Below are 19492 nucleotides of genomic sequence, written 5' to 3'. Positions count from 1 at the left end.
CTTTTGGGTGAGGAAGCTGATGCAGCTAGCAATGACGGAGATGTGTTCAATTTTCCTGCGGGCCTCCCATAGTTACTGCTAAAATTTCCTCGTTCCCGTCTTGGAATCGAGGTTGCTTCCGATGATCTCTCCCCCCCCCCCCGACCAGAATGATTCCCTGAACACTGCCGGCTTAAATCGCGATGGCCGACCTGTGGGTTTGCCCGCGACCGAGTCGACCTTTGGTATGCCAACTTCCGGGGAGCAGTTCACTGCGCCCAATCCGGAGCCCTTCGTCCCCGTGTCACCGGCACGACCTGCAAAGCAACGTCGAAGTCTACGCTCGCGCTGGGGCGCCGCTCAGGTGATCGCTCTGACGGTCCTTGTTCTCGGCATCGTGGTGTCGCTTGGCTTCCCTCTGGCTGCTCGGGCGAGCGTCGACTCGCTCTACCTGAATGGTCAGGATCCCAATGCCACAGGCGAATCACCAGACGTCTACGCCTTGGCACCGGCTGGATCTGGGACGGACTATGACGTCGACACTTTCCCGATCTTCGACCATGACAGCCCGTCCGCCACCAAGTTTCCGTTTGAACTTTCCAAAGAAGAGGGAGTCACAATCGAGCAGTGGCGCAGCTACTTTGAGGCTGTCTCTGAACCACTCGGCGTTGACGGGCTGGCAGACACGATCATCGGCTGGTACCAGCACCTAGCTCCTCCTGAGAAATTCTCGTCTGGCTCGTATGAAGATTTCGACCTTCGCGCCTATGAGGGTGAGGGTTTTCGGGGATTCCGCGATGATGAGGTCGATTCCCAGATCGCCTCGATCTGGCCACACATGGATCAACTAACGAAGAAAGAGCAGAAAAACCTCAACAATCTTGCCGCTGGTCTGTTCCTCCAGTCGGTCGGCTCACCTCCTCTCGGTGAACCAGGTTCCAACATCATTGCGGGTAATCCAAATTCTTACCTGGTCTCGGCTGCCTACAGCCTGTGGACACAGCTTCTGGACACATCTGTTTCATGTGAGGCATCATCCAACCTTTTTGCCCTGACGAAGATTGCAGCCTCCGATTGGGCCACTCAGAATGAGCAGTGGGAGCAGGAGAAGGAAAGCTTCCGCGAGCGCGTTGCTGCCAGCTGTGCAGATACACGCTCCATCGACTACTTTGAAGCTACAGTGAACTACAAGATCATGGTATCCAAGGAGCCGGATAACCTGGTTGCCCCGTGGGAGGAGTTCGTTGATCGGCACCCAGATTCAGCCACCGGATATGCCGCGCTCGCGTGGGCTCAGATTACTCAAGCTTACCTCTTCTCCTTCGGGTTCAACAAGACGAGGCTGTATGAGCAGGCGCTCAGTAACGCCAACAAAGCTCGTTCACTTGCCTCGATTCCCGAAGCTGGACTCACGGCAACCCGTGCTCTGATTCTTCTCCAGCAGGAGGAGGCTGCCAAGGATGCCGCGGCGCAGATTAGCCACGAGATCAAGCCAGAATCTCCTCTCTGGGGCAGTCTGGCCGGGGTGCATGCAGCGCTTGGTGACTACGATCAGGCTGCTTCCATCATTGCTCAGCCTCACGAGAGCTCTCAGCGCCTTGCTGTCACCATTCCCGAGCAGTCATACAAAGACTTCAAGGGCTACGCGTATTTTGGTATCCCTTACACAGCAAACGCGATGGCGCAGATTCTCCAGCGACCGCGCTCGGGCGATGTCGGGGCAGGCGGCATGGGGGGAGGCACAGTAAGCTTCAACTCCCTGTTTCCTGACGACACGGACTACATCGCGTCTCGGGTCATCACTGAGGATTTTGCTCTCGGCAAGGCGAGCAAGCTCAAGATCCAGATACTCCAAGGTGATAATACCGACGTTCCTCATACCGATGATGAAGGGTTCAACGCAGTTGCTCTTCTGAAGGAGTATGGGCAGTTTGAGCGGGCACGTGCCTTGGTGAAACAGGAATTGAACGACCTAAACGCCAGAGGTAGTGACGATTACGATACCTATACCCGACTCCTTGACGATACGGCCGACCTTGCCTACCTCCAGGGGGACTTTGCCACCTCAGCCAGCGCTCTGGAGGAGCTTGTTGACGTCTACGACCGAGTTTCAGGCATGGTATTTGATGGGCGAATCAAAGTTTGTCTGTCCCAAGCAAGATTCGGTATTGCCCTTGATGCCGCAGGTTCGGCTCGGGAAGCTCTCAAGGTGCTCGATTCCGCCCTAGAACGTTGCAATGATCCGGAGGCCTCATCTCACCTTAGCCCCTCTCATAAGGTAGAGATCCCCGCCCTCATTTGGCAGCGTAAGGGGGAGATTTACCTTGATTTGGAGGATCTCAACCAGGCTGCTTCCTCCTTCACCGAGGTTCTGTCCGCTATCGATGCCCACCTTCTCGATCTCAATTCGTTCAACGGTCGTTTATCTGCGGAACTTTCAGCCTTGCGCGCCGCGGCCTCGAACAATCTCGCGGCCATCATGCTTAAACAGGGCACCGATCCCGCCCAGGCGCTGGTCTACGCTCAGGCTGCTCACGAAGCAGATCCCACATCCCCGGTCTACCAGGAAAACTACGCCTGGGCTTTGCAAGAGAATGGGAAGACCGAGGAAGCGCTGCCCGAATATGAGGAAGTGACCAAGAAAGACGCCACCACTTTCGCCGCGCTCAACAACACCGCGCTTTTGCGCTACGAAAACGGTGAGAAAGACGAGGCTCTGACGCTTCTACGTCAGGCCGTGACAGCAAATCACGACTATGCGCTTGGCTGGGCAAACCTTTCGGTCATGCTGGCCGAACGCGAGGGCTTCAAAGCGGCACTCCAGTCACAGGGCGCCTGGGCAAAGGCAGTCAGTCTTGACCCCTCGCTTCGTGGAACCACTGAAGGGCTGCGTCCCGACCGCGAGGTCTACGACACAGGCCTTGACGTCTCCAAGGCTGTTCCCACTACCTGGGCTTTCGCTGCCCACAGCAAGCCGCGTTCACCTGCACCTGGCATCGCTGCCATGATCCTGTCCGTACTCACCGGCCTTGGTGTCGCGCTGCGTAATTCCCGGCTTGCTCCCTGGATCGCTTCTTTCCTGGTAGGCAATAGGGTCTCGACTTGGCTGCGCCAGCGCATGACGAGTCGTAGTTCAGCAGGATGGCACGTGCTCTTTTCCCCCGTCTTTGCCGTCGCTGTGACCTCGCTGCTCGTGGTGCATTTCTCGTGGGGAGGAGGCCCCGCTAACTTCACGATTCTGTTCCTTGCGATCGGACTCGTCGCTTTCCTGGCATTCGTACCCGTTTTGGCACGCCAGTTGGTTTCACCGGGACGAGGACTCCGCACCGCCGTCACCGCGCCGGAGAGCTTCGTCGTTGCGCCGACCACTCCGCCTGCCGCAACAACTGTTGTACGTGGACGGCACTTCACCTGGTGGCCCTTCACACTTGTGGCCGCAATTCTTGCCCCGACCGGCATGGTGATGACTCCACTTCCGATGCTCAACGACCCCGAGGGGCGTCATCCCCGCCTGCGCACAATCGGCTTCGTCGCCGTCTACGCCGTGGCTGTGGTGTTGGTCGTGTGCGCCGTACTGACGAATGTGCCAGTCGCCCGCACGCTGTCGGTAGCTGCGCTGCTCATGATTTCCTCGATGTTGCTAACAATCAAGCCCATCGACGGAGCCTTCCTCACCCCCAAAGCGCTGTGCATAGTTCTTTCTGTTATCGACTTCGTGGTCGGGCTCGGCGTCGTCCTCAACTATCTGTGAGCGTGGAACGCGGAGTCAAGGAAAGTGAAAAGCACGTTGCGTTCGAGTAGACGATTAATGGTGTTATAACCATGCACGAGCTGCACGTACGTGTATTCTCACCCTTTCGGAGCCTCCGACGTGTTGGGATTGATAGGGCCTGAAACAGTATTCTGTTTTCCCTCGAAGAATTCCTGCCTCAAGGTAATATCAACGTGGCTCCGCTCAAGGGTGCTCCCGCGTTCTCTGGACGTCATTTCACGAGGGGAAAACGGGTTCATACTCATGAAAGGGAAATGCATGGTGATGAACTTCGATGCAATCATGCTCTGCTCCTACGGTGGGCCACGTCAGATGGACGATGTCCTCCCTTTCATGCGCAATGCGACCCGTGGGCGAGGCATCCCCGATGAACGTCTACTCATGGTGAGTGAGCACTACAAACTTTTTGGCGGATCCAGCCCAATCAACGAACGCAATGAAGAACTACGCACAGCGATCGCTTCGCACGTGCCAGTGCCGGTGGTAATCGGCAACAGGAATTGGACCCCCTACTTCACCGATACGCTGCGCGAACTTGATGCTCAAGGCTTACATCGCGTGCTATGTATTTTCACAGCTGCCTATGCGAGTTATTCGGGTTGCCGTCAGTACCGGGAGAATCTGGCTGAGGCATTGACCGAGCTAGGACCTGAGATTGCAAACCGCTTCACCCTTTCGCGGATTCCAGCCTATTTTCATACTTCAGGTTTCTTCGCTGCGAATGTAGATGCTGCTTTAGCGCCATTGGCAGCTGACCCACAGGCGCACTTAGTGCTCGTTACCCATTCCATTCCCACGGCAATGAATGAAAACTCGGGTAACGGTGTCACCATTTCAGACTATAAACGCCAGCATCTAGATTTCGGGATGCAGCTATGTACTGAGCTGTCGGCCCGTCTTGGTCGAGAAATACCGGTTGACTTGGCATTTTGCTCACGCTCTGGTCCGCCACATCAACCGTGGCTTGAACCGGATATTAATGATCGGCTCGCTGAACTGAAAAATGCGGGCGTAGAGTCAGTAGTCGTATTACCGATCGGCTTTATTCACGACCATATGGAAGTCGTTTACGATCTTGACACCGAAGCCAAAGCGACGGCTCGCAACCTCGGACTGCGCTATGTACGCGCAGCAACAGCTGGTGTCCATCCTCAATTTATCGCGTCACTCGTTGAACTGATTGAACAGGCAAATATCGCCAGCGCAGAAGGTGCAGCCCCCGCAAATAGCGCATGGAGTCTCGGACTTTGCGGAAATAAATGCTGTCTGCCGCACCGCGAATACCAGGTACTACCCACACTTTTTCATCAACGCGAAGAATGATCCACAGGAGTATTGCAATGAACGCACCACACTCACATCAGCACCCAGGAGCAGCCCAGGACGGGAACGGACACGTGGGTCACGATGGTCACGGTCAGCGCCCCGCGTACGTCCCTGATCCCCGTGACGAAACCGGTATTGATCCGGACATTGTCAATGCGCAGCGTCACTTTTCCCTCCAGTCGGTTTTCCGCAGCGGCCTTCCTCTTCCATCTGAAGGCCGCGGTGCGCTGGTTGAAAATCTCCTGGAGGCCCTCCAATCCACGGGAGTAACGATTCGTGGTTGGTACGATGTGGCAGGTTTTCGCGCTGATGCTGATCTGCTGTTCTGGGCGCTTGCAGACTCACCCGAAAAGCTCCAGGCCGCTTATCATGAGATCGTGCGCTCTCAGCTAGGAGCACACCTTGAACCAGTGTGGTCGGCAATGGCAACTCACACCCCGGCGGAATTCAATGCGCGTCACTTGCCAGCGTGTTTTGGCGGGGTCGCTCCTCGTCCCTACGTGGCCGTCTATCCTTTCATTCGCTCATGGGATTGGTACTACCTGCCGCAAAGTCGTCGTTCAGCGATGCTGCGCGAACACGGCATGAACGGGGCAGGCCACATGGATGTGAAAGTTTCAACCCTTTCAGCTTTTGCCCTCGGTGACTATGAGTGGACAATCGCGTTGGAAGCGGACTCAATCGAGCGCATCATGAGCGTCTTACGTAAGCAACGTGAATCAGAGGCGCGTCTATTCGTGCGTGAAGACACCCCATTCTTCACTGGTCCGCGTGTAGAACTACACGAATGGGCTCAGCGCCAGGCTAGCTACGCCGACTCGGGTTGTGAATGCGGTCAAGAGTGCTGTAACGGGGAGAAAGCTCTGTAACGGTTAAAACGGGGCAGGGCTGCTTGTCTTTGCCGTGAGCTGTGGTATCGGTCAGAGAAATGATCGGGTGCGAACTACGATTCCATACATGGTGGCATCCACGATCCGCACGCCCTGGGGTGAGGAACTTGCATCCGATCCGCAGCGCGTTCCGCTTGCTCATTATCCTCGTCCGATGCTCGTTCGAGATGAGTGGGAGTGCCTCAACGGCTGGTGGGACTACGCGGTGTTTGGTGAGCCGCAGCCTCGTCCTCGTCAATGGGGAAACGAGGGAAACGCGGGGACTACAGGCGCGCTGGGGAAGTCTCAACCCCTGCATTCGGGACAAATCCGAGTGCCCTTCGCAATTGAAACTGAACTCAGCGGCGTGGGTTTGCCCTTTGAGCCGACCCAGACACTGGTCTACCAGCGCAATGTGACGATCCCTGAAAGCTGGCGAGGCAGACGCGTCGTCATCAATTTTGAGGCCGTTGACTACGAGGCTGCCGTGTGGATCGACGATTCCCTCGTGACGATTCACAGGGGCGGATACCTGCCCTTTTCCGCTCAGGTGCCCAGCTGCGTGGGTCATGAATTTCGCCTGCGGGTTGTTGTGCGCGACCCCACGGATCACGGAATGCAGCAGCGTGGCAAACAATCACTCAAGCCCGGGGGAATTTGGTACACGTCGACGTCGGGAATTTGGCAGAGCGTATGGATGGAACCTCTTCCAGAGCAGGCGATCACCCGGGTTGCAACTCGCACTGGCTCGGATATGCAGACGCTGAGTGTTCTCGTGTCAACGAATGCTGCGAGTCAACCCGTGAAGATCGTTCTGCGAGACCGCAACTTTTCCGAAGTTGTGGTCCACGGTGAAACGAACCGTCCATGTGATATCCGCGTTGAGAATCCTCACCCGTGGAGTCCGCACGACCCTCACCTGTATTCACTGACGGTGGTGACGGATACCGATTCCGTTCGGTCGTTGTGTGGTCTGCGTACGGTCGCGGTTGCTCAGGGCGCACCACTCAACGTGGCTGGCGGAAGTTCCGGGGACGAGGACGAGCTGGCTTGCGCAGGACACGGTGAAACACTCAGCGCTGAGACCGCAGGGAAAAGAACAGATTCCGCTGCGGGGCAGCACAGACAGCGCAGAGAAGAAAGAGAGCACAGGGAACAAAGAAAGCGAAAGGAACAAGGGACAGACGCCGGGGGAGCCTTAGCCCACATTGAGCTGAATGGACGTCCTTTTCTCCTCAACGCTCCTCTGAACCAAGGCTACTGGCCAGAGTCGGGAATGACGGCGCCGAGCGAGGACGCGTTAGCGCATGACCTTCAGACGCTGAAAAAGATGGGGTTCAATGGTGTGCGGACGCACATCAAGGTGGAGTCGCGGCGCTTCTACGCCCTGGCCGATCAACTGGGAATGGTCGTCGTTCAAGACGGCGTGTCGGGTGGCCGAGCACCCCTTGGGATTCGAGCATCTGGAGTGGTGCAGGCAACGGGATTGACGATGCCGGACCGCGGGCCCCTGTTCCTCAGGAGAACCGGACGCTATGACGCGGCGAGCCGCGCAGAGTTCCTCAATGACTGGATCGCGACGATTCACCATCTTGAGGTTCATCCGTCGATTATCGTGTGGGTGCCGTTCAATGAGGGATGGGGCCAGTTTGATGCCCGGCGCGTTGACAAGTTGACACGTCGAACGGATCCGACGCGCCTCGTTGATGCAACATCGGGGTGGTTTGATCAGGGCTGTTCATGCGGGGATTTTCGCTCGCGCCACCGCTACGTGTTGCGTCTTGTTGCACCGCCTGCGCGTGACCCTCGTCCGTTCTATCTTTCGGAGTTCGCGGGGTTGAACTATGCGGTCCCCGGGCACACGTGGGAGGCGACACCGGAATATGGGTACAGGTTCTTCGCCTCTGCTGACGAGTACGTTGAGGCACTCACCGAGCTGTACTGTTCACAACTGGTTCCTCTGATTTCCGCGGGGCTAGCCGCGTGCACATATACGCAGGTCAGTGATGTTGAAGCGGAAACGAACGGTCTGATGACGGCGGACCGGCGCGTACTCAAAGTTGATGTTGCCACGATGCGTGAGCTCAATACACAACTGGCTGAGGCATTTGCTCGCCACCGTGGGGGTAGTGAGCCTTCTTCGACCAAGTGCGAGGAATTATGAGCATTGTTCCCCGATATTTGCTCGGCGTTCAGTGACCTGAGCTGGTGTTTATTTCCACGTCAGACCGTTGTCGAGGGACGTGAATGTGAATCCGATGGAGTCTGTGGGCTGAGTTGCTAGCCAGTCCGGAGTGCTGGTTGTGACGGTAATGGCGTGACCAGAGGTGCTTGCGGATTCAAGGAAACCTTCGGTGATATCAGTGACAGGAATGGGGAGGGTAATCTCATGCCATGTTGCCCCTCGATCCGTGGTGATGTGAATCGGGGGAGCGGCCTCAGATGCAGTTCCAAGCCCAAGGACCCACGTGTTCGCATCGGCGACGACGAAACGATAGAAAGTCCCGGTGACCGACGGAATTGTTGTGAGTTTCCAGTGTTCACCCTGGTCGGTGCTGGTGGCCAGACACTGAGGGGCGTAAGACCCCGCGCGGGGGCCTTCAACAATTCCGATGAGGGTATTGTCGGGATCAACGGTGGTCGTGTCGCGCACATCTGAGCTGCTCACGGATTCGTCGGGCATACACGCATTCGTCTGTTCGGAAACCTTCGGCGTGGAGGGGTTTTCCTGTGTGCTGCCCGGAGTGCCCGTGGAGCTTTTCGGGGACGAGGGCGAGCGGGCTCCATCACCTGAAGGGCCGAAATCAACATCACGTGAGTGATCCATAAACACAATGCCATGAGCGCGATATCTGGTGATTACTGGGTCCGAGAAACCTTCATCGAAGACGTAGTATCCGTCAATGGGAAGGAAGGACTTTGCCGACAGCGGGCCGAACGCGGTAATGAGGACCCCTCCGAATGCGATAAGCACTGTGATCGGAACAAGAACCAGTACGGTCACGGTAGCGAAGAGAAGGCGGCTGACTTTCCTCGTCATCGGTCCTCGCTGGAGGATCCGCACTATGGATGCATAGATGAGAATGATCAGTGAAATTGTGGTGACCGGGATGAGGATCAACTCAATCAATGGAGCAAATCTCCACGTAAATGGTGGAAATGAGAGGAAGCGATAGATCCCGGGAGCGCCGAAGACGACTAAGGGCATTCCGGTGATAACCACGATGAGTAATGACCATTCGACAACCCCAGGTTTTGGGGTATCGGCGGAAATAACACGAGATGAGGGTCTCACAGAGGGCGCGTTGTTGGAGCTGCTCATCGGGTTTCCTCTCACGCATGGACCTACTGATTCAGACTAGTCGAGAAACCACGGGAGGCTTGCGGAAAGCTCAGAAGCGAACGCGCAGGAGATTGAGAGAGTCCCCGTTGGTGACCTTTCGACAGAGGATACGCAGTGTGTGTTGTGGTTCTTTGCCCGGCTTGCAAGTGTCTGGCGGTCGTGCTTGATGTGGTGGCTCTCCTTTCATCGACGGAAGGCGAGTGGTATAATTAGCGTACACTGTACATGCAATGGATAAACTGTGAGGGTGAAATGAGTGCTCCTGTCGTGGACCCAGCGAGGATTAACTTCCGTACTGATGCGACGACCAAACGCCAAGCTGAGGAACTGTTCAGGTCTTTAGGATTGGATATTTCCACGGCGTTAAACATGTTTCTCAAGCAGGCCATTCGAGAACAAGCTTTGCCGATTCATCCTGCCTTATATCGCACGCCGAATGAGACCACACTGCGCGCTATCGCTCACACTGAAGCCATACGTGCTGGTGAGATAGTGGACGATGGGATTCCCTATGACCACAAGCGAGGTGTTGCTGCGCTTGTGGAAGACTGAGTCATGGATGTTCTTTTCGACCCGCAGTTTCGCACAGACCTTAAGCGATTGATTCGCACACACCCTCACCTTCACGAAGAAATAGATGAGCTGATCTATGCGATTGAAGACCTTGGTGGAATCCCTCCTGGCTATAATCCTCACCCGCTGACGAATCCGCGTGCGACGTACACTGGGTACTGGGAATTGCATCTGCAAGAAGGGCGTTTCGATGTTCTTGTGATCTACTCTCAGCACGTCGGTAAGCAGATCATCCGTTTCATTCGTATCGGCTCACACCAAGATCTTTTTAACGGCCCAGAACTCTAAAACGGACTGCGTGTACGGTTGGGCAGAGCACTCCTTGCGATTGGCTACGACCTATCGTCTCTTACGTTCGCGCACGCGAACCGAAATCTGGATCGGGGAACCAACGAATCCGAATTCTTCACGGAGTCGCCGTTCGATGAATCGCCGGTAGCCTGGGTCAAGGAACCCGGTCGTGAAAAGAACAAAACGCGGGGGCATCGACGACACCTGAGTGCCGAAGAGGATCCGAGGTTGCTTCCCGCCGCGCAGCGGATGGGGGTTTGCGGCAACAAGCTGACCGAGGAACGCATTGAAGCGTCCCGTTGGAATACGAGTCTGCCAGCCGTCAAGCGCGGTATCGAGGGCGCGGGTAATCCGGTTGGTATGCCACGACGTTTTTGCCGACAGGTTAATGCGCGGGGCCCAAGCGACCTGAACCAGCTCCCGCTCTAACTCAGCCTTCAACGCCTGCTGACGTTCCTCATCAACAAGATCCCACTTGTTATTGACGATCACCAGGGCACGTCCGGCGTCAACGACCTGCTGAACCACACGCACATCCTGCTCGGTCAGGGGAGTGGACCCGTCGAAAAGAACCAACGCGACCTCGGCCTTTTCAATGGCTGCCTGCGTGCGGATCGACGCGTAGTAGTCGGCACCGGTTGTTCGGTGCATTTTGCGGCGGATTCCCGCTGTGTCGATGAACCACCACGGACGGTCATCAAGAGTGATCATCTCGTCAACGGGATCGCGAGTTGTTCCTGCCAGCTCATTGACGACCACACGTTCTTTGCCGGCGAGTGAATTGAGTAGCGACGATTTGCCAACATTTGGGCGTCCGACGAGGGCGACGCGGCGTGGCCCGTCAAGAGACAAAGCCTGAGCGTGCGCCGATTCTTCTGGCAACACATCGAGGACGGCATCAAGAAGGTCACCGGTCCCTCGTCCGTGAAGCGCGGAAATTGGGTGAGGCTCACCCATACCGAGCGACCACAGCATCGCTGCGTCCGCCTCTTGCATCTGAGAGTCAACCTTATTTGCGGCCAAGACAACGGGGCGTTTCTTCTGGCGAAGCATACTGACGATGCGCTCATCCGAGGCGGTAACCCCAACGGTGGCATCGAGGACGAGGACGACCGCATCAGCCAGATCAACAGCGATCTCGGCCTGTTCGGCGACGGAACGATCAAGTCCCTTGACATCAACTTCCCATCCGCCGGTGTCGACGAGGGTAAAGTCACGTCCAGCCCATTCCGCTGGATAGGACACGCGGTCACGGGTCACACCGGGGGTGTCTTGAACAACGGCTTCGCGGCGACCAAGAATGCGATTGACCAGCGTTGATTTCCCAACGTTGGGCCGACCAACAACGGCGAGAACGGGAAGCCCCGCGGATGATTCCTCAGCGTCAACGAATTCGCCCTCTCCGGAGAGAATCGCTATGTCCTCGTCGTCAAGCTCGAACTGTTCGAGGCTGGCCCGCATGGCACGGGCGCGTGCCTCGTCGTCTACCCCGTTGGGTTGGGGGTCCTCGGAGCCGCCACGGGTGCTGCCTGCGATGCCCGGAGCATCGCTGGAGGTGGGTTCGTCGAATTCTTCGGGGGAAAAGTCGTCATTCACCCCGTCAGTCTACGTTGAATGGGGAAATGTCCACGAAGTGAGGTGAACTATTTCCCGTAATAGTGGAGGACTTCACGGGAGACGTCAATGTCGGAGTAGACATGTTTGACGCCCTCAATGTCTTGATACCACTCAGGACCTTTACCTGTGACCATCACCGTGTCCCCGGGTTGAGCGGCGAAAATAGCCCTGCGCACGGCGTCGCGACGGCAAGTAAGGACTTCATGAACATTGTCGAGGGCGGGGCGCACCGACCGAACGCCGCGAAGCAGCTGATCCCGAATTGATTGGGGATCCTCGAATCGTGGATTCTCATCGGTCACCCACAGGATGTCAGTTTCGGCGGCGGCAACGGCGGCAAGTTTCTCACGCTTGGATGGGTCGCGGTCACCGTCAGTGCCAAAAACAATATGAAGCGTCCCAGATGTCAGCTGTCTGGCGGAGCGAAGAGTCCATTCGAGAGCTTCGGGAGTGTGAGCGTAGTCAACGAGCACCAGTGGTTCAGCGTCGTTGCGTTCATTGATCTTCTGCATCCGACCGGGAATCTGCGGCGCATTCTCGTAGGAGTCAATGACCTCAGCCAAAGGGAATCCCAACTGCACTGCGGCGATGATCGCAACGGCGGAGTTCTGGACATTCACTTCACCCAGGATCGGCATCCGAACAAGGTGGGGAGTCCCGTCAGGATCAACAAGAGTAAAAACGAGACGCCCGATCCGAGTGTCAGCGTGGATGTCTTTGACCGTCCAGTCGGCTGGGTGGTCCGTCAATGCGGAAACTGTTGTCACCGGCACCGAAGCTTCGCGGGCCAGACGCTGCCCCCACTGATCGTCAACGCAGACAACGCCCTGGCGTGAATGTTCCGGCGTGAACAGCTGTTTCTTGGCCAGGAAGTAGTTCTCAAAGTCCCCGTAGTAATCCAAATGATCGTGTTGAAGATTGGTGAATCCCGCGACATCGAAAACAATTCCGTCAACGCGGTTGAGTGACATCGCATGGGAGGAGGTCTCAATAATTGCTGCCCCGCAGTTTTCCTCGCGAGTCAACGCAAGGAAACGTTCGATCACGGGGCTTTCGGCGGTTGTCCGACTGGAGAGAAAACGAACGGAACCCACTGAAGTTTCAATCGTCCCACACAGTGAGGCCTTGGGATAGCGCGAAGCGATGGCCGCACGCATGAGGTACGAGGTTGTTGTTTTCCCATTTGTTCCCGTAATCGCCATCGTCACGAGATCGCGGGCGGGCTTGCGATACATGTTCGCAGCGAGGACGGCCGCGCTTCGACGCGGGTCGTCGACAACGACAACGGGGACCCGTGGACTCGTTGCGCAGGCAGCGTCAACACCATCCGAATCGGTGATGATGACCACCGCTCCCACATCAACGGCCTTTTGTGAGAACTCAGCTCCGTGATGTTTCAGCCCCGCAATTGCGACAAAGCCCCACCCTGGCTCGCAGTCATCGGTTGCCACGGTAACGCCGGAAACGAGGACGGACTTCACCGCAGCGTCAGTGACATCTTCGATACGCCCCACCCGAGGCACATGAATGCACTCAACGGAAACCCCTTTGAGCAGTTCATCAAGGGCAAGAGGCTGCGCGGTAGGTCGGATATCTGTCACCGAAGTCATGGCTCTCACTGTAGTGCGTGTCGACGTCAACGTGCGTCATGCCCCAGCCCAAGCCCCCGTCTGCCCGTAGAATCACACCATGCAGATCCTCACACGTGAGCAAGCTCGTACACGGTCTCAGGCATTCATCGTGGACACGATTGATGTCACTGTCGACGTCCGTCAAGCTGAGGATCTCACGCGCGGCACCTACCCCGTGACCTCCGTGATTCGGGGACATCTCAACTCAACAACGCTCTTCATTGACGTCGTTGGGAAGGTGAGCGTCGTCCTCGTCAATGACCATCCCCACCATTTTGAGGTCGAAGACGACCGGGTTGTCCTTGATCACCTCGAACCTGGTGAGCTCAGCGTCAGCGTCGAAGCTGAATGTCGATATTCGAGGACGGGCGAGGGTCTCCACCGCTACAGGGATCCTGAGGACGGACGCACCTACCTGTACACCCAGTTCGAGCCCAACGACGCTCACCGTGCATGGCCGTGCATTGATCAACCCGACGTCAAAGCCCGTTGGCAGTTCACTGTGCTCGCCCCTCAAGGATGGGTCGTCGCAAATAATGGGGAAAGAGAATCGCTGCGCGAAATCGATGGGGGAATGGAACACATCTTCGCTCGCACGCGACCGCTGTCGGCCTATATCAGCGCGATCATTGCGGGTGAATGGGCAGTCGTTGACGCGGGCACATGGACAGGTTGCGATGACTTTGCGGATGTCAGCATCCCCCTGCGGATCATGTGCCGTCGATCCCTTGCCGGTGCGCTTGACGCCGATGATATTGAGGCCGTGACGCGCCACGGATTCACTTTCTTCCACGAGCACTACCGCTTCGCCTACCCGTGGGGGAAATACGATCAGGTGTTCGTCCCCGAATACAACCTCGGGGCAATGGAAAACCCGGGGCTCATCACATTCAACGAAAACTATCTCTCGCGTGGCACGCTGACAGTTTCACAGAAGCAGAAACGTGCAAACACCATTCTTCACGAAATGTGTCACATGTGGTTCGGGGACCTCGTGACCCCCAGGTGGTGGGATGACCTGTGGCTCAAGGAGTCTTTCGCTGAAAATCAAGGGACTTCTGCCATTGCTGCGGGCCCCTATCCTGATGAGTGGGCAAACTTCGCCGTGGGACGCCAGGCCTGGGCCTATGAGCAAGACCAGCTGCCTACGACTCATCCGATTGCTGCAACCATTCCTGACGTGGCCGCAGCGAAAACACACTTTGACGGCATCACCTATGCCAAAGGTGCGGCGGTCCTCAAACAGCTCGTTGCCTGGGTTGGCGAGGACGCCTTTGATCGGGGCGCTCGTGAATATTTCCGTGCGCACGCCTATGGGAGCGCCACGCTCACGGATCTTCTTGCGGCTCTTGAACAAGCAACGGGGGAGAGCCTTGAAGAATGGAAAAGAGCGTGGCTTGAGACCAGCGGTCCCTCAGTTCTCAGTGCCACCTATTCGGTGGGAGCAAACGGCGCGATCAATAACTTCACTCTGAGGCAGGTTCCCACCGACGAGGCGCGGACGATCCGTCCACATCAGCTTGACGTGTCGACGTGGGCACTCAAAGGTGGCGTGCTTGAGCGATCCGCCTGCTTCCATGTGCGACTGACCGCCGAATCTGCGCTCATTGACCCCGATGGGGTTCTCAGCTATGCGGGTGCTGTGGATGATGTTGCGCTGATTGTCATCAATGATGGGAATCTCACGTACGCGATTTCACGGCTCAACGCTTTAAGTACAGACACAGCGCTGGAATATCTGTCGACCTGCCCGGATGCGGTGACGCGAGCCGTCGTATGGGCAAGCCTCTTCGCTTCGATGCGCGACGGTCTTCTTGACCCCAGGCGCCTGGCTTCTTCGTGCATCACCTCAGCGGTGTCAGAACCTGTGCCGGCGATTCGTGACCGACTGCTCGCGATGGCCCATGAGACGATCTGCCAGTTCTGCTCGGGTGAGGACCGATCGCAACTTCGGGCCCATGCACTCACCCTGTCGTTGGAAACAATGGTCCGCAACATGGAGCTCGACGAGTTAACAGCGTGGCGTCGTTTCGCAGTGTCAATGTTTACCGGAGCAACGGGTGATCTCGGTGTCGCGGCAATGCGTTCACTGGCCGAGGACACTGATCTTGACATCGCATGGAAAGCCCGGTGCGCCCTCGCCGCTCGCGGCCTCATGACTCCTGAGGAACTTGCCGCGTTCGGTGCCAGTGATTCTTCGGGTCATGCTCATCGTGAATTAACGAGGGCGAGCGCGGCATTACCATCCGTTGAGTCCCGAGAGCGCGCGTGGGAGCGACTCCTGGGGGAGGAATTGTCGAACGAGGAGCTCTCCGCCACGCTTGATGGTCTCAATGCTTCCGTGGCATACACGCCTGAAGATACGCGCCGCGTCATTGATCATCTTGAAGATTATTGGAACTCCCATTCCATTGGCCTGGGGATTCGTTATGTTCGCGGCGCTCTGAACGTGTCCGTTGACGTTCAAGACAACGATAGCGTTGCGCTTATTATCGGTGGGTTGGAACACTGGTTGGACTCCTGCCACGATGCACCAGCGCAGTTGCGGCGCCTCGTCCTCGAAAAGTATGACGCTTTGACGCGGGCTGCTCGGGTTCAGGAGAAATTCTCATGAAGCGGAACGAACGGAAGGGGACTCCGGCGACCACCGATAGGCCCGCAGACACATCACAGCGCGGTGGTGATCAGCCGGTGACCACTGAGCGCGACCCCGCGATGTCGATGTCGCTTTTGACGGGGCTCCTTGCCAACCCTTTGGACGCAGGCTACGGATACTATCCCAAATCCGGCAGCTCAAGCCGCTCTGCCTGGTGGCAGAAAGTCATTGTCGTTGTTCTCGCGTGTGCTCTCGGGGTTGCTTCTGTTGTCGCTGTTCGTGCGCTTCGTCATCACGCCCGAGATGACGGCACCCGAGCTGACCTCGTTAAGCAGGTGGAAGCGCGTCAGGATGTGGTCTCGTCCTTGAATTCTGACGTTCAATCATTGACGTCGCAGGTTCATGCGTCCTCCATACCCACTGACATCAGTGACTCCACAGACCCCTCAGCTGAGTTAATAAACGCTCTGACTCCGGTTGAGGGGCCGGGGTTGAAAATCACGCTAAAGGACTCGGCATCGGCTGATGCCACACGCACGAACGGGACAATGGCTGGAACTGTACGCGACCAGGATCTTAACGTCATTGTCAATGCGCTGTGGTCTTCGGGGGCTGAGGCAGTTGCGATCAACGGAATCCGCCTGGGTCCAGGAACTTTCATCCGGACAGCGGGTTCTGTCATTCTCATCAATGTCACCCCGGTGCAGTCGCCATATACCATCGAGGCGATCGGCGATGCGAATGTCATGTCTGTTGCTCTGGTTAAGGGAGCAACGGGGGACTATCTGTCGAGCGCCCAGTCACTCAACGGGATCAGCCTGTCGACGGCCGGAGCTCCATCTCTTTCGCTTCCCGCTTTGGACGCTCGAAAAACACGCTACGCAACGATTGTTGAAGGGAACTGACATGCTCGCAATCATCGGATTGGCACTGGGAATCCTCATTGGTGTATTCGTTGATCCAACCGTTCCGACGTGGCTCCAACCTTTCCTCCCGGTTGCCGTTGTTGCCGGACTTGATGCTCTGCTCGGAGCGGGCAGAGCCTGGCTCGAAGGGACCTTCCAGGACCGAGTCTTCGTCATGTCATTCTTCTGGAACGTCGTCGTTGCCTGTCTCTTGGTTTTCCTCGGAACCCAGCTGGGTGTGGGCTCAGCGATGACGACAGCGGTTGTCGTGGTCTTGGGTATCCGCATCTTCTCAAATACTGCTTCTATTCGACGGCTGATTTTTAAGGCGTGAGCGTGACAATGGCAGATCATGAGTCAACTCCATCGCACAACGCTGAGCGCGACACCTCCACCGTTTCCTTGCCTGATTCATCGGCGAGCCCTGTGAAAGTCGAAGCCACCAACGTCCATCCCCATCGGAGATCGAGGAAAACAGCGTTTTTCTCCCAAGTGAAAGCCGCACTATTTGCCTTCCCTCGTGGCCTTCACGTTCTTCTGTTGATCATCTGTTTCGTCCTCGGTTTCGCCCTCGTCACTCAGGTTCGGGCTCAAAGAGATGACCTTGTTGAATCTTTGAGCGAGGAAGATCTCGTTGTGCTCTTAAACGAACTCAACACCCAGGAGGACAACCTGCGTAGTCAGCGCTCGGAGCTTCAATCGCAGCTCAGTGAGCTTCGGGATGCAGAGTCCCAGCTCCAGGCAGCCGAGGACGCAGCCAAGCAGGCACAGCAACAGGCAGCGATCAACGCCGGGACCGTCGCCGTCAAAGGTGAGGGAGTGATCATGTCTGTGGTTGATCCTGCTGCCGGGTTGACTGCCACACAGTTCGTCATGACACTGGGGGAGCTACGAAACGCTGGAGCCGAAGCCATCGAGCTCAATGGCGTGCGTCTGTCAGCGCGTTCGTCCTTTGTTTCTCACGGGTCGACAATCTCAGTTGACGCAACGGTCATCCGCTCTCCCTACGTCTGGAAAGTCATCGGATCGTCTCACACCATAGCGACGGCGCTTGAAATCCAGGCGGGATCGGCCGCTCAAATGCGAGCAAAGGGTGCGAATGTGTCCATCACAGAAGCCGAGGAAGTGGTGATCAATTCCCTCGCAACGCCGCTGACTCCGAAGTATGCGCACGAGGTGAAGTGAGAGGACACGGGTGTTAGAGTGCAGCGAAACCGCGGGATTGGGAGGATCGTGAAAATCCTCAGGTGGCTGCGCGGTCAACCGTAAAATTTTTCTCCCAATGACCGCTAGACTCGATGTTAGATTTTTGTACGTGACACGACGATGGAGAGGGATCAATGGATCAGCAGGAATTTGATCCGACGGCAACGTCGATCTTTGGTTTTTCTAACACGGACGAACCTCAGGACGTTCCCGTTGCCTTGTCTGCGCGCGATCGAGATGCCGTTGATGCTCTTCCCGCTGGCTCGGCTCTCCTCATCGTTCAACGGGGGCCAAATACCGGTGCCCGTTTCCTCCTGGATCCGAACGTCACCTACGCGGGACGCTCACCCAAGTCAGATATTTTCCTCGACGACGTCACCGTCTCGCGTAAGCACTGTCAGTTCATTGCCGAGGACGGTGGCCATATCGTCCGCGACTCCGGATCGCTCAACGGCACCTACGTGAACCGAGAACGTGTTGAACAGGCCCGCCTGAACGCCGGCGATGAGGTGCAAATCGGCAAGTATCGCTTGACCTATCAACCGTCCCCGCAGCGCTCATGAGCAACGCTGTCCATATTGACACCGAGGAACGAGACGAGGGGGGAGCGTGGCCGCGAGGAGTATCTCGTGAGCCGGCGATCTCCATCGGCGAGGTTGTTTCGCGCTTGCGCCTGGAATTCCCCGCGGTGACGTCCTCGAAAATTCGCTTCCTCGAGGACCAAGGGCTTGTTTCTCCCGCGAGGACGGGTTCCGGTTATCGTAAGTACTCGCTTGCGGATATCGAAAGACTTCGCCTGATCCTCACGCGGCAGCGCGATTCCTTCGCTCCGTTGAAGGTCATCGGAGAGGAACTCCGTGGCCTCGATGCTGGACACGAGGTCGACTTCTCTCGTTCGCCGCGTGTCGTTGCCTCTGAGGGGAAGGTTGTTTCCTCGGGGAACCGACGTGCCTTGCCCGCTCGTGACCTCTGCGATCTGACGGGTGTCGATATTTCCATTGTTGAACGGTACGTCAGTCTGGGGATCATCACTCCTGATATTGCGGGATATTTTCCGGCTCGGAGCATCGAGGTGATCCGGCTTCTTGCAGAGCTTGAATCAATGGGACTTGATGCGAGGTTGCTGCGTTCGGTGCGAACCGGCGCGGAACGAAGCGCCGATATCATCGATCAAACAGTGTCGTCTCAGCGTTCGCGTAAGCGTTCGGGTGATCGCGAGAGGGCTCATGCACGGTCAGTTGAGCTGGGGGAATTGATGGCGAAATTACACCTGGAGCTGTTGCGTATCTCTGTGGGCCGGTTGAATGAGGGAACGTGATAAGTCTCAAGTTCAACTTGAAGGTGAGGCGCGCCGAGAGTGTCGTTGACCTCGAGGCGAAAGCGC

At 56.9% G+C, this 19492-nt stretch carries 15 protein-coding genes; 12 read left to right on the top strand and 3 right to left on the bottom strand.

Features of this window, described 5'->3' with window-relative positions:
• The first annotated feature begins 121 nt into the window (after positions 1-121).
• From G7Y41_RS04910 to G7Y41_RS04895, 4 genes are all read left to right on the top strand, one after another.
• Positions 122-3730 (top strand): tetratricopeptide repeat protein, encoded by a 3609-nt coding sequence (locus G7Y41_RS04910; protein WP_196819455.1) that lies wholly within the window; start codon positions 122-124, stop codon positions 3728-3730.
• A gap of 279 nt (positions 3731-4009) precedes the next feature.
• Positions 4010-5074 carry a ferrochelatase gene (locus G7Y41_RS04905; protein ID WP_231367232.1) on the top strand — a complete coding sequence of 355 codons (1065 nt, stop codon included), beginning with the start codon at positions 4010-4012 and terminating at the stop codon, positions 5072-5074.
• Positions 5075-5091: 17 nt separating this feature from the next.
• Positions 5092-5946: a hydrogen peroxide-dependent heme synthase gene (gene hemQ, locus G7Y41_RS04900; RefSeq protein ID WP_231367231.1), complete on the top strand. Its 855-nt coding sequence runs from the start codon at positions 5092-5094 to the stop codon at positions 5944-5946.
• 88 nt (positions 5947-6034) lie between these two features.
• Positions 6035-8110 (top strand): glycoside hydrolase family 2 protein, encoded by a 2076-nt coding sequence (locus tag G7Y41_RS04895; RefSeq protein WP_165315353.1) that lies wholly within the window; start codon positions 6035-6037, stop codon positions 8108-8110.
• 48 nt (positions 8111-8158) lie between these two features.
• Here G7Y41_RS04895 and G7Y41_RS04890 read toward each other — a convergent pair whose 3' ends face one another.
• Entirely contained in the window at positions 8159-9268 is a 1110-nt protein-coding gene (locus G7Y41_RS04890; protein ID WP_165315352.1) for a WD40/YVTN/BNR-like repeat-containing protein, read from the bottom strand.
• A gap of 273 nt (positions 9269-9541) precedes the next feature.
• Here G7Y41_RS04890 and G7Y41_RS04885 point away from each other — a divergent pair, with 273 nt between their 5' ends.
• On the top strand, positions 9542-9841 hold the full coding sequence (locus G7Y41_RS04885) for a type II toxin-antitoxin system RelB/DinJ family antitoxin (RefSeq protein WP_165315351.1): 300 nt from the start codon (positions 9542-9544) through the stop codon (positions 9839-9841).
• Positions 9842-9844: 3 nt separating this feature from the next.
• Positions 9845-10150, top strand: a complete 306-nt coding sequence (locus tag G7Y41_RS04880) for a type II toxin-antitoxin system RelE/ParE family toxin (RefSeq protein WP_165315350.1) — start codon at positions 9845-9847, stop codon at positions 10148-10150.
• 51 nt (positions 10151-10201) lie between these two features.
• Here G7Y41_RS04880 and der read toward each other — a convergent pair whose 3' ends face one another.
• Both der and G7Y41_RS04870 read right to left on the bottom strand, forming a co-directional pair.
• On the bottom strand, positions 10202-11689 hold the full coding sequence (gene der, locus G7Y41_RS04875) for a ribosome biogenesis GTPase Der (RefSeq protein WP_269207966.1): 1488 nt from the start codon (positions 11687-11689) through the stop codon (positions 10202-10204).
• 107 nt (positions 11690-11796) lie between these two features.
• Positions 11797-13380 carry a UDP-N-acetylmuramoyl-L-alanyl-D-glutamate--2,6-diaminopimelate ligase gene (locus G7Y41_RS04870; RefSeq protein WP_165315348.1) on the bottom strand — a complete coding sequence of 528 codons (1584 nt, stop codon included), beginning with the start codon at positions 13378-13380 and terminating at the stop codon, positions 11797-11799.
• Positions 13381-13459: 79 nt separating this feature from the next.
• On the opposite strand from G7Y41_RS04870, the gene pepN reads away from it, so the two are divergent.
• The 6 genes from pepN to ftsR all read left to right on the top strand — a co-directional run bounded on the left by pepN (position 13460) and on the right by ftsR (position 19426).
• A complete protein-coding gene (gene pepN, locus G7Y41_RS04865) occupies positions 13460-16015 on the top strand; it encodes an aminopeptidase N (RefSeq protein ID WP_165315347.1) in 2556 nt (851 codons plus the stop codon).
• On the top strand, positions 16012-16902 hold the full coding sequence (locus tag G7Y41_RS04860; RefSeq protein ID WP_231367230.1) for a DUF881 domain-containing protein: 891 nt from the start codon (positions 16012-16014) through the stop codon (positions 16900-16902). The genes pepN and G7Y41_RS04860 overlap by 4 nt, the downstream gene beginning before the upstream one ends.
• A gap of 1 nt (position 16903) precedes the next feature.
• Complete coding sequence (locus G7Y41_RS04855; protein WP_165214709.1) at positions 16904-17236, top strand: small basic family protein; 333 nt, start codon at positions 16904-16906, stop codon at positions 17234-17236.
• 8 nt (positions 17237-17244) lie between these two features.
• A complete protein-coding gene (locus G7Y41_RS04850) occupies positions 17245-18087 on the top strand; it encodes a DUF881 domain-containing protein (RefSeq protein ID WP_165315449.1) in 843 nt (280 codons plus the stop codon).
• A 155-nt stretch (positions 18088-18242) separates the two neighbouring features.
• Entirely contained in the window at positions 18243-18671 is a 429-nt protein-coding gene (locus tag G7Y41_RS04845; RefSeq protein WP_165214703.1) for an FHA domain-containing protein, read from the top strand.
• Positions 18668-19426 carry a transcriptional regulator FtsR gene (ftsR, locus tag G7Y41_RS04840; protein WP_165214700.1) on the top strand — a complete coding sequence of 253 codons (759 nt, stop codon included), beginning with the start codon at positions 18668-18670 and terminating at the stop codon, positions 19424-19426. The genes G7Y41_RS04845 and ftsR overlap by 4 nt, the downstream gene beginning before the upstream one ends.
• Positions 19427-19492: the final 66 nt, after the last annotated feature.

Source organism: Schaalia sp. ZJ405 (assembly GCF_011038885.2).
GTDB lineage: Bacteria > Actinomycetota > Actinomycetes > Actinomycetales > Actinomycetaceae > Pauljensenia.
The sequence above is the reverse complement of the archived record's forward strand: the minus strand, read 5'-3'. Positions and strand labels throughout refer to the sequence as shown.

What these genes read in the sequence shown, in the direction of transcription:
- G7Y41_RS04880 (WP_165315350.1), top strand. Translation starts at nt 9,845, where the DNA reads ATGGATGTTCTTTTCGACCCGCAGTTTCGCACAGACCTTAAGCGATTG.
- G7Y41_RS04910 (WP_196819455.1), top strand. Translation starts at nt 122, where the DNA reads ATGATCTCTCCCCCCCCCCCCGACCAGAATGATTCCCTGAACACTGCC.
- pepN (WP_165315347.1), top strand. Translation starts at nt 13,460, where the DNA reads ATGCAGATCCTCACACGTGAGCAAGCTCGTACACGGTCTCAGGCATTC.
- G7Y41_RS04850 (WP_165315449.1), top strand. Translation starts at nt 17,245, where the DNA reads ATGGCAGATCATGAGTCAACTCCATCGCACAACGCTGAGCGCGACACC.
- G7Y41_RS04905 (WP_231367232.1), top strand. Translation starts at nt 4,010, where the DNA reads ATGGTGATGAACTTCGATGCAATCATGCTCTGCTCCTACGGTGGGCCA.
- hemQ (WP_231367231.1), top strand. Translation starts at nt 5,092, where the DNA reads ATGAACGCACCACACTCACATCAGCACCCAGGAGCAGCCCAGGACGGG.
- G7Y41_RS04870 (WP_165315348.1), bottom strand. Translation starts at nt 13,380, where the DNA reads ATGACTTCGGTGACAGATATCCGACCTACCGCGCAGCCTCTTGCCCTT.
- G7Y41_RS04860 (WP_231367230.1), top strand. Translation starts at nt 16,012, where the DNA reads ATGAAGCGGAACGAACGGAAGGGGACTCCGGCGACCACCGATAGGCCC.
- G7Y41_RS04855 (WP_165214709.1), top strand. Translation starts at nt 16,904, where the DNA reads ATGCTCGCAATCATCGGATTGGCACTGGGAATCCTCATTGGTGTATTC.
- G7Y41_RS04895 (WP_165315353.1), top strand. Translation starts at nt 6,035, where the DNA reads ATGGTGGCATCCACGATCCGCACGCCCTGGGGTGAGGAACTTGCATCC.
- G7Y41_RS04845 (WP_165214703.1), top strand. Translation starts at nt 18,243, where the DNA reads ATGGATCAGCAGGAATTTGATCCGACGGCAACGTCGATCTTTGGTTTT.
- G7Y41_RS04885 (WP_165315351.1), top strand. Translation starts at nt 9,542, where the DNA reads ATGAGTGCTCCTGTCGTGGACCCAGCGAGGATTAACTTCCGTACTGAT.
- G7Y41_RS04890 (WP_165315352.1), bottom strand. Translation starts at nt 9,268, where the DNA reads ATGAGCAGCTCCAACAACGCGCCCTCTGTGAGACCCTCATCTCGTGTT.
- ftsR (WP_165214700.1), top strand. Translation starts at nt 18,668, where the DNA reads ATGAGCAACGCTGTCCATATTGACACCGAGGAACGAGACGAGGGGGGA.